The 10,206-nt window shown below is 35.0% G+C and carries 8 protein-coding genes; 4 read left to right on the top strand and 4 right to left on the bottom strand.

The genetic code is table 11. The annotated features are described in order from the left end of the window. Positions 1-233 precede the first annotated feature (233 nt). Entirely contained in the window at positions 234-1,112 is an 879-nt protein-coding gene (locus Q0Y84_RS06785; RefSeq protein WP_297951888.1) for a YitT family protein, read from the bottom strand. 170 nt (positions 1,113-1,282) lie between these two features. Here Q0Y84_RS06785 and Q0Y84_RS06780 point away from each other — a divergent pair, with 170 nt between their 5' ends. After that, complete coding sequence (locus Q0Y84_RS06780; protein ID WP_297951886.1) at positions 1,283-1,930, top strand: temperature-sensitive replication protein; 648 nt, start codon at positions 1,283-1,285, stop codon at positions 1,928-1,930. Between the two features lie 26 nt (positions 1,931-1,956). Here the strand turns inward: Q0Y84_RS06780 and thrB are convergent, their stop codons facing one another. Both thrB and Q0Y84_RS06770 read right to left on the bottom strand, forming a co-directional pair. Then, positions 1,957-2,820 carry a homoserine kinase gene (gene thrB / locus Q0Y84_RS06775; protein ID WP_297951884.1) on the bottom strand — a complete coding sequence of 288 codons (864 nt, stop codon included), beginning with the start codon at positions 2,818-2,820 and terminating at the stop codon, positions 1,957-1,959. Positions 2,821-2,833: 13 nt separating this feature from the next. Next, complete coding sequence (locus Q0Y84_RS06770; RefSeq protein ID WP_297951882.1) at positions 2,834-4,069, bottom strand: homoserine dehydrogenase; 1,236 nt, start codon at positions 4,067-4,069, stop codon at positions 2,834-2,836. A 110-nt stretch (positions 4,070-4,179) separates the two neighbouring features. Between Q0Y84_RS06770 and thrC the strand changes: the two genes are divergently transcribed. Together thrC and Q0Y84_RS06760 are read left to right on the top strand one after the other, a co-directional pair. Then, the gene (gene thrC / locus Q0Y84_RS06765; protein ID WP_297951880.1) at positions 4,180-5,670 is read left to right on the top strand and encodes a threonine synthase; all 1,491 of its coding nucleotides are present in this window, start codon (positions 4,180-4,182) and stop codon (positions 5,668-5,670) included. Between the two features lie 19 nt (positions 5,671-5,689). Next, positions 5,690-7,057 (top strand): aspartate kinase, encoded by a 1,368-nt coding sequence (locus Q0Y84_RS06760; protein WP_297951878.1) that lies wholly within the window; start codon positions 5,690-5,692, stop codon positions 7,055-7,057. A gap of 77 nt (positions 7,058-7,134) precedes the next feature. Here the strand turns inward: Q0Y84_RS06760 and Q0Y84_RS06755 are convergent, their stop codons facing one another. After that, a complete protein-coding gene (locus Q0Y84_RS06755; RefSeq protein ID WP_297951876.1) occupies positions 7,135-7,695 on the bottom strand; it encodes a histidine phosphatase family protein in 561 nt (186 codons plus the stop codon). A gap of 163 nt (positions 7,696-7,858) precedes the next feature. On the opposite strand from Q0Y84_RS06755, the gene Q0Y84_RS06750 reads away from it, so the two are divergent. Then, a complete protein-coding gene (locus Q0Y84_RS06750) occupies positions 7,859-10,174 on the top strand; it encodes a phospholipase D-like domain-containing protein (protein WP_297951874.1) in 2,316 nt (771 codons plus the stop codon). The last annotated feature ends 32 nt before the right edge of the window (positions 10,175-10,206 follow it).

Here is a 10,206-nt window from a genome sequence, read left to right as displayed (position 1 = left end):
TCCTACTTTGATTAAATAAATAATTAAAAAATCAATTTACGAGAAAGATCTATTTACACAAAAGATTTGACAGTTTCCGACTTAGTATTAATAAAATGCACAAAATAATATATAATCAGTTATTCCTATAAGAAATATATAAAATAATGCTATTATGTATAGAGGTATAAGCTATTTGATTATAAACAAAAAACAGAAGCAACTTTGCTTCTGTTTCATTAACTATTTATTACTTATACAATCTCCTGCTCTTTGAATCTTCCGTAGACCTTCTCTACTTCACTTACGCTCATAAATGCATAAGGGTCAGATTTTTGTACGATTTGCCGAATATCGTACATGTCGTAACGATCAATGATTGTAATCAAAACAGTCTTTTCAATATGACTATATGCACCTTCAGCATCATGCAAAATGGTAATTCCTCTATGCATCCGGTTTTGAATACCATCGATAATATGTTGGGGATGCTGAGTAACAATCATTACTTGCATCTTCTGGTGTTGGGTGTAAACCGCGTCAATTACTCGCCCATTAATAAAAATAGTCAAGGCGGAATAAAGAGCACGTGTCCAACCAAACATGCATCCCGCAGCAGCGATAATAATCAAATTAATAAAAATATTAAATTTTCCGTAACTAATGCCCGTTTTTTGCCTAATTACAATCCCAATAATGTCCAATCCACCAGTTGAAATACCATTTTTCAATGCCATCCCAGTTCCAATACCATTGATTGAAGCACCAAAAATCGCACAAACCAGTGGATCCAGGTGCATTTGCCAAGGTTGAATAGCGTGCATCATGATAGAACCCAGAACAACAGCAACGATGGTGAAGAAAGTAAATTTATGCCCTATCTTGAACCAAGCCAATATAAATAAAGGGAAGTTCAAAAGAAAGTACATCATTGATGTTGATAACGTAAACGGTAGATATCTTTCACTTACAGTATTAATTAACTGCGCAAAACCCGTGATTCCTGACGAGTACATATGCCCCGGCGTCCAAAAAAAGTTCAGGGCAACTGCAACCGCAATTGAATAAAAGAAGGCAGCTGACAATTTTGAAAGAAAATTGTAGCGTCGGTTGAACTTATCAAGTTGATCCATAATTTGTCAAATCCTTTGAGCAAATACTAATAGTAAACACATTAATTTTAACAAAAGTTTTGCTTCTGACCAATCTAAATAGACATTTTTATCACTTTTGTTAAACGGGACCAAAAATGATACTATTCAGTTAATATTAATTAGTCTATCCAAATAGAAAGGTGTCTTTCATGAGTTCTTACTATGAATTAATGTGGCGTGACGATGAACTAACTTCTTATACCACTGACAAGCTGAATTTTATCTACAACGCAATCAATCATCCCTTGCCTGTCCGCTATAGACAGTTATATCCTAATCGATTAGACTGGCAAAAAGCCGTAAACAGACACAATGCAGCTATTCAAAAAGTCAAAGACCTTCTTATTGAAAGAAAAGATAGTCATAATATACGTGAAGCTTGGCTTAAACTGCATCCCAATGCACAAACTAAAGCAAACAATGATTTTACTGTTGAACAACTAGCTAATAAATTCCCTTACATGGCAAAACAACTTGGTGCCTTTATGGAAATTGAAAACATCGAAATCAAATACTTTGATGAAGAATTTAAGCCTAGATATGACTTAGATGATTTTTCTGATATTTTTTCTGCCAATTATCCCACTAGTGGCTTTAAACAAAGTGGCATTACTCAAGAAGCTTTACTGAAGCTCTACCCTAACGTCAGTGCTAAAAATTTAGACCAAATTTTAAAAATGGCCGACTGTGAATTAGAGCAAGAAAATGGCACTGAAGTTATTCCTTATTGGTATGCTGTCAATGCTAAAAGAATGCTAATCGATGGTGATAGTTTTGCTGCAACCTTTGACGACTAAAAAAACTGACCGCTTGGTCAGTCTTTTTATTGGATAATTTGAACACCGTGTTCATCAGGATGTAAGATTAATGTCTCATCTTTTAAATCATGTTTACGTAGGCCCGATAAAAAGCCAGCTACATGTTTGTCTTCAATCCACGTCATAATTGTTGAACCTGCGCCACTCAAATAAGTTGCTAAGGCATGTTTAGAATGAGCTACCTCCCGCACTTTTACAAGTTCCGGCACTAGTTTTTCTCGGTAAACTTCATGGAATACATCTTGTTCCATTAATTCTCCTGCTTTAGGGTAGTCTTGAGCAAACAAACTAGCAATTAAAGTATTAGCAACTGCTGAGCCATGCGTAGCTACATCAAAAGCTAATTCTTTAGGCAAAACTGCTCTAGCCGTCTTAGTTTCCAAATTATAATCGGGCACATAAGCCACCAATGCATATGGAGGAAGTGGTGCCTCAACTGCATCGAAATGATGATTGACTTCAGTACCGACAACCAAGCCACCCAAAATGGTCGATGCAATATTATCAGGATGCCCCTCAATTTTAGCTCCTAATTGGACCTTTTCTTCGTCTGATAGTCCTAGCTTACCAATTTGATTAGCCAATTCAATTCCGGCTGCGATAGCACTTGAACTGCTACCTAAACCATGAGCCAATGGGATATTGCTTTTAACGCGTAAATGAAGCGGTGGTAACCCTGGATAAACTGTTAGTGCAGTCTTAACAATTAAATTTTTTTCATCATGTGGAATTCCTTTCATCACATGATCCACCTGAAAGCGATCGGCTAAGCTTAAAACTTCTACTTCCAAATAAAGTGAAACCGCCATGCCAAGCGAATCAAAGCCAGGACCCAAGTTTGCCGTTGAAGCTGGTGCTTTAATAATCATTTTTTCCCTTCCTTTACTGCAAAATCTTATAGCTAGCTTTTAAATATTGATCTTGAATCGCTAAATCTTGGAGCTGTTGTCGACTAATATTTTCGGTTACAACTACAATTCTTGATTGGACTTGTTTAATCTCACGAACCGGAATTTCCAAATTAGAGAGTAATTTACTCAGATCAAACAAGGTTTCTTCTGCTTCGAAAGATAAATAATAGGAATATTTCACATCTTCCGAACTTGTTAATTGCATAACATGGGAAAAATTACTAAATGGCTGACCGGTAGTATTTTTCACTACGTTTTTTGTTTCAGTAATCACATCACTCATGACTGAATTAGCCGTTGCAGGACTACCCGCACCAGGGCCTGTGAATACTGCCGTTCCTAGGCTTTGGCTCTTAATTTGTAAAGCATTTAGTTCATTTTTAATATGCGCCATAATCGCATTTCCTGGCAACAAACATGGAGCAACTTCTACAAATAATTTACCATTAATATTTTTGGCAATTCCAATCAGCTTAATGACATAGCCCAACTTCTGGGCTTGCTTAATGTCAAAATCTTTTAGATTATTAATTCCTTGAATAGTAAAATCATCAATACTAATCTTAGTACCAAAAGCAAACTTGCTTAAAATTACAATCTTGTATGCGGCATCCTTACCTGTAACGTCATTAGTAGGATCAGCCTCCGCAAAGCCCAGCTCTTGAGCATTTTTCAGCGCTTCCTCGTAATTTAGTCCCTTTTCTCCCATTTGTGACAAAATATAATTCGTCGTACCATTAATAATTCCTTGAATTTCAGAAATAATGTCACTGGAATAAGAGGTAGCCAAAGTCCGTAAAATAGGAATCCCGCCTGCAACGCTAGCGTCATACATTAAGTCGCACTTTTTACTTGCAGCTAAATTAATCAATTCTGAACCAAACGTTGCCATTAAGTCTTTATTGGCCGTAACTACATTTTTTCCAGCATTGATTGCTGCAGTAATATACTCCTTAGCAGGATGAAGTCCACCTATTAATTCAACTACAATTTTAATCTCAGGATCTTGCAAAATTGAATCAAAATTTGTAGTTAGCATCACTTCACTAGCTAAATTACGATGTTTTTCTGGATTACGTACTAGAGCTTTTTCAATGATGATTTCTTCACCACTAGTTTGTCTAATCTTCTTTTGATTATTTTTAATTATTTTTAAAACACCTGAACCAACTGTTCCTAATCCAAGCAATGCAATTTTAATGGCCATTTGATCTTATCCTCTTTTAATGATTTTCTTATTTTTATGATTGTATCATAGGTGCTAATCAAGGTACAATAGTTATAATATTAATATTTCATAAGATAGGAAGATTGTTTATGCAATATCGTAGTACTAGAGGTTCAAAAGAAAACACTTTAACTGCACCTCAAGCAATTATTCAGGGCTTGGCTCAAGACGGTGGTCTTTACGTGCCTGTTGCCTTTCCTCATGCTAATTTTAAATTAGAAGACTTATCCAAACTTTCCTACAAGCAAATCGCTGCTATGGTGATTAGCTTATTCTTTGACGATTTTAGTAAAGACCTAATTACTACTTCGGTTCAAAATGCTTATAGCGAGCAATGGGATGATCGTAGTATTGTGCCAATTGAAAAGCATGATAATCGTTTCTATATGGAACTATTTCATGGTCCAACTCTCGCTTTCAAGGACATTGCCTTGCAAGTTTTGCCTCAATTAATGACTAGGGCTGTTCAAATTGAAAAGATTAATAAAGATATTATCATCTTAACCGCTACTTCTGGCGATACTGGTACGGCATCAATGCGTGGCTTTGCTAGTCAAAAAGGTACCGATGTAATCGTCTTTTATCCTGAAGGTGGTGTTAGCCCGGTTCAGCTTAAGCAAATGCTTAGTCAACGTGGCGATAATCTGCAGGCAATTGCAATCAAAGGTAATTTTGATGACGCTCAAACTAAAGTTAAAAAGATTTTTAATGATACTGCTTTTAGAGATCGGCTTAGTGCTAATGGTTATCAATTTTCTTCAGCTAACTCAATGAATATTGGACGCTTAGTCCCACAAATTTCATATTATCTATATACCTATGGTCAATTAGTCCGGCGCCAAGAAATTACCCTTGGTGATGAAGTTAACTTTGCTGTACCAACAGGTAATTTTGGTGATATTTTAGCCGGTTATTATGCCAAAAAGTTAGGTTTACCTATTAAAAAATTAATTTGTGCATCTAATGAAAATAATGTTTTAACTGATTTCTTCCACAATGGCATTTATGACAAGCGACGCAAGTTCCACTTAACCAATGCTCCAGCAATGGATATTTTAGTTTCAAGCAATTTAGAACGTCTTTTATTTGATCTGTATGGTGAAAATAATCACGAAATTGCTAGCTTGATGAATCAACTAACGCAACGTAGTCATTATCAAGTTAGCGGTGAAGTTTTTACTAAATTACAAGAAATTTTTGCTGCTGGTTTTGCCACTGAAGAAGAAGTCAAAGCAGAGATCAAGCGCGTCTACGACTATGATCGCTACGTGATTGATCCACACACTGCAGTTGGATCTTATGTTGCCAACCAATATCAAAAGAAAACTAATGATCATACTCCGATGGTCATTGTTTCAACAGCTAGTCCATATAAGTTCCCAGAAACAGTATATGAAGCAATTACTGGTGGTCCTAGTATGCAAACTGGCGTCGGTGCAATTAAAGAATTACATGATGAATTAGGCGGTCAATTATCAATTGGTGTGCGTGCCCTTTTTGAGCGTGAACCCAAGACTGAAAAAATTATTGAACCAGATGACATGAAAAAAGAAATCAGTTCAATTTTAGATTTGAAATAATAGTTGAGGAAAAATAGATATGAAAGTTGTTAAATTTGGAGGTTCTTCCCTCGCCTCAGGTAATAGCGTAGATAAGGCCCTAAGTATTATTAACGTCGATCCTGAAAGACAAGTCGTTGTAGTTTCAGCACCTGGCAAAAGAACTGAGTATGATATTAAAGTAACCGATTTACTAATCACCTATGCTTATATGAGCCTGAGAAGCAATAATTATCAAGATATTGCTAACCGCATTTTTAAGCGTTACGAATTAATTGCTCAATATTTTGCCTTACCTGAAGCAGAGTTAAACGATACCAAGCGTCTTCTCTTCGCTTTACCTAAGTTAGATTATCCAAATAGCGATTATCGCATGGCTACTTTTAAGGCTCATGGAGAACGGCTTAATGCAATTTTGATTGCCAAAATTTTAAATCATCAAGGAATTAAAGCGCGATTTTTGGAGCCAAAAGATGTAGGTTTAATCGTCACTGGTACACCTAATAATGCTGAAGTCAACCCTGAAACTTATGTCAATCTCAAGCGAGTCAAAATTGCAACTGATGAAAAAATCATCTTTCCTGGCTTTTATGGTATTACTCCTTCAGGACACATTGCCACTTTTTCGCGAGGCGGTTCTGATATTACAGGTGCAATATTAGCTAGAGGTCTCAACGTAGACTTATATGAAAACTTTACTGATGTTGATGCTATTTTTTCAGCTAACCCACATATTATTGATCACCCTAAGCCAATTAAACGGATGACCTATCAAGAAATGCGGGAACTATCCTACGCTGGATTTTCAGTTTTTCATGATGAAGCACTAATTCCTGCCATTCAAGGTGAAATTCCGGTTAATGTTAAAAATACCAATGCTCCAGAAAAGCCAGGTACGTTGATCGTTCCCGAAGATGGCTTTATTCCTAAACATACAATTACCGGAATTGCCGGTGGAAAGAATTTTGCCGCTCTTTATTTAAGAAAATATATGCTAAATAAGGGTGCTGGCTTCACTTTAAAATTAATGGAAATCTTACAAAATCATCATGTTTCATATGAACATATGCCATCCGGAATTGATGATATTACTATCATCTTCAAAAAAGATGCTTTAACTGATCAATTAATTGATGTCATTTGTAATGAGATTCAAACCAGTCTTAATCCTGATCAAATGCAATGGATCGATGATTATGCCATTACCATGGTAGTCGGTGAAGGAATGAAGGATAAGCTAACCTTATGTGCTAGTTTGCTCTACCCGCTTGGTAAAAAGAATATTTCAATCCAGATGATTAATCAGGGGGCATCCCAAATCTCAATCATGATCGGTACCAGACGTCAAGATGAAGAAGAAGTAATCAAAACTATATATAATAATTTCATTGCTCAGGATAAAATTTAACATAATCTAGAATATAATAAAAAGAGGAGATGGTAAATTCTTCTCTTTTTACTTACTTTAATTTTATCCTGAACAAGTCAAAATGTAATTACTTCATAACCTAAATATTTTTCACCATCAAAAGATAGTTTTGCAATAAACGGTGTCTTAGGCTGAATTAAAGCAAAATCTTTATACTTGAAATTCGAGTCATAATAATTAATTACTGATCCGATTGCAGTACCATGCCCACTAATAATTATCGTTTGTCCTTGACATTCTTTTAGCACTTGCTTCAAGGCTGCTATATTTCTATTTTGTGTTTCTTTTAAAGACTCACCATTTTCTAGCTTATAATCAAAATTTTCCCACTGTTTCTTACAATATTCGTGAAAATCTGAAATCCATTCATTGCCAATTTTCCTTTCTCTAAAGTCAGCAATAATTGTCGGCGTTAATTGCTTTTCATTCAAAACTGGCTGAATTGTATCAATTGCACGTTTAAATGGACTAGAAAAAGCTTGATCAATACCTTTATCTCTAAAATAATTAACTACCCTTTCCCTATCTTGCAACCCCTTTTTCGTTAATGGACGCGTTAAGTCATCATGAACTGATAAATCTGGTTGAGCATGCCTTACAAAATATACTGTCGTCATAATTTTCTCCAAAACAATAACATATATTATCTTCCGTTATTTGAATCAAATTTTACTTAATCCAATTCATAAATTCAATGATAAATTAATTTTTCCTTGCTCTAATCCAATTTTTCACGATACACTAAAAGCAAATGTTTGTATACTCACGAAAGGATTTCATATGGGATTAGAAATACTCAATCATACTGACCAAAAATTAATTTCCAATGCCGATTTTTGGCAATTAGTTGATCTTCAAAGAGAGTCAAATAAATTTTCTGAATTTAAAGGTGTTTCCTTTATTTCTAACATTAAATTTATTGAGAAAAATCTTCTACCACGTTTTGACCAGATTACGCTAATTCTTGGACTAACCGATAATGGATCAAATTCAATTGGCAAAAGAATTGACCAAATTTTAAATAAGCGTCGTGATTTGATTGAATATAGCTACGAACACCAAGATAGTCCCTTCACTAAGCGTATTCTAGATGGTAGTTTACAGCTTTTTTTCACCAAACAGAATTTGATTCACACTAAGCTTTATTTAATGGAAAATCAAAGCAAGTACTCCGTCTTTTCAGGTTCAATGAATCTTACCGATCCAGCTGTTAATAAAAATGTGGAGCAATTAGTTTGGGACTACGGCAATACTTCTGATCCATTATTCAATTGTTACCAACAAATGTTTCAGGATAACCTTGATCAGGCCGCAACTTACATTGATGCTAAAAAGTTATCCGGTTATTTAAAAGATAGCGATAAGAAAGAGCTGCGCATTCATGTAATGCAAGATTCTTCTCTTGAAATTAAAAACAGCCCTAATTCAACTGGTAAAGACATAATTATTCTTCCAGCTGAAGAGATAAAAAAGTATCGCGACCACTACAGCAAAGATGATGAATTAAAGAAATTATCTGAAAATGAAAAACTTGTTGCTTCTCAAACAGTTACTTTATTTGGTGAGGGTGGCAATAAAAGACGTAAGCTAGATACAATCGGGCAAGATTTATATAGCTTGACTCAGCACATTATTCGTCAAGACAAAAATAAAAAAGCAGATACAACACAAATTGAAAAAGAAGAAGATCTTTTCCCTGTTCCTGTTCAGTTTTACAATAATGGTCAATTATTCCAAGCCTCTAAAATTGGTGATAATATCCCTTCTGAAGTTATTACTTCTGATTTAACTGAAGGGCAATTAAAAAATGCACTCCAGCTTTTCTGTGATATCACTCATGAATATAATACTTACAAAGAAGTTGGTGAAGGCTGGCAAGCTTGTGACTTTATGCTGTTTCTATATGAATCACCATGGCTTTGGAAAATCCGCAATTTATATGAATTATCTGGAAGCAACGTATCTAGAGAAGACGTGCCTATTGCTACAGCACTAATCGGACAAGGTCGAACCGGTAAGTCCACCCTAGGGAAAAGACTAGCCGCTAAATTAATTGGCGCCCATAATTTCTTAGATAGTGGGATGATGGATCCGAAAAATTATGCCCTTGGCAAGAGTAATATCAATATGACAATCACTAACACGCTAAGTGACTATGTATATACAAATGGTCCCGTAAGTCCATTAATGATTGATGATGTAAGTCCTGAACTTACAACCCGTACTTACTTTGAAAGATTCATCAAGGAAGTTACAAACAATCGTAATTTAACTCATCCCTCACCAGCATTCATTTTCACGATGAATAGACAAGAAAGCTCTATTAAATCACAATTTTCTCTAAAGCCTGAAATTATGCGTCGTTTATGGTACTTAAGCTTTGAATCTACTTTTTCAGGTGAAAGTGATCAACGTAATGCAGCATTAACTAGCTTATTTAGTCGTGCAAATGATGATCTTTTTAAATATTGTCAAGTTGAATTAGCAAAATTCTTTACTAACGTTAGTGTTGAAGACGCACAGAAGATTGAAAAAGACTTCTTATATCCAATCAAGCATGTTTTAAAAACTGCACTTGATAAATTTGATATGTATAACCAAGTCAGCAAGTATTTTGAAGAAAATTACGATTATTCCCTATTCGTTGGTCGAAATGATTGGGGAATGTTAATCAATCAAGCGAAAATCGGAAGCGATATCTTATTCATTAAACAAGATGACCGGCTAAAAGCTCAAATCAATAAAGAGCTTTTCAATAAAATCTCTGATCAAACGGCGAAAAACAGCGGCTCTATTATGCTTGATCGTTACTTTAAATATTTGCCTAGAAAATATCACATTGCATCACAACAAACTAGCACCGGTTTTATTATTGATGTTGAAAACTTTGATAAATGGCTTGATGATGATACGTTAATGAATAAGTATCAAAATAGTAGTTCATTTAGAGATAAGCAACAACGAGACAATCAAGCACAATTAACTCAAACAGTTGATATGCTGGCTAAGGCAATGTTAGAAGATCGTGAACAACGACGAAAAGAAGAGGCTAAAAAGAACCATAGTTGGTTTGGTAATCTCTTCCATAGAAATTAGATTGTATCATTCAAAATAAGGCTTCTAACCTA

The organism is uncultured Lactobacillus sp., from assembly GCF_947367125.1.
Lineage (GTDB): Bacteria > Bacillota > Bacilli > Lactobacillales > Lactobacillaceae > Lactobacillus.
Note: the sequence above shows the minus strand (reverse complement) of the source record. Positions and strands in the feature narration are given on the sequence as shown.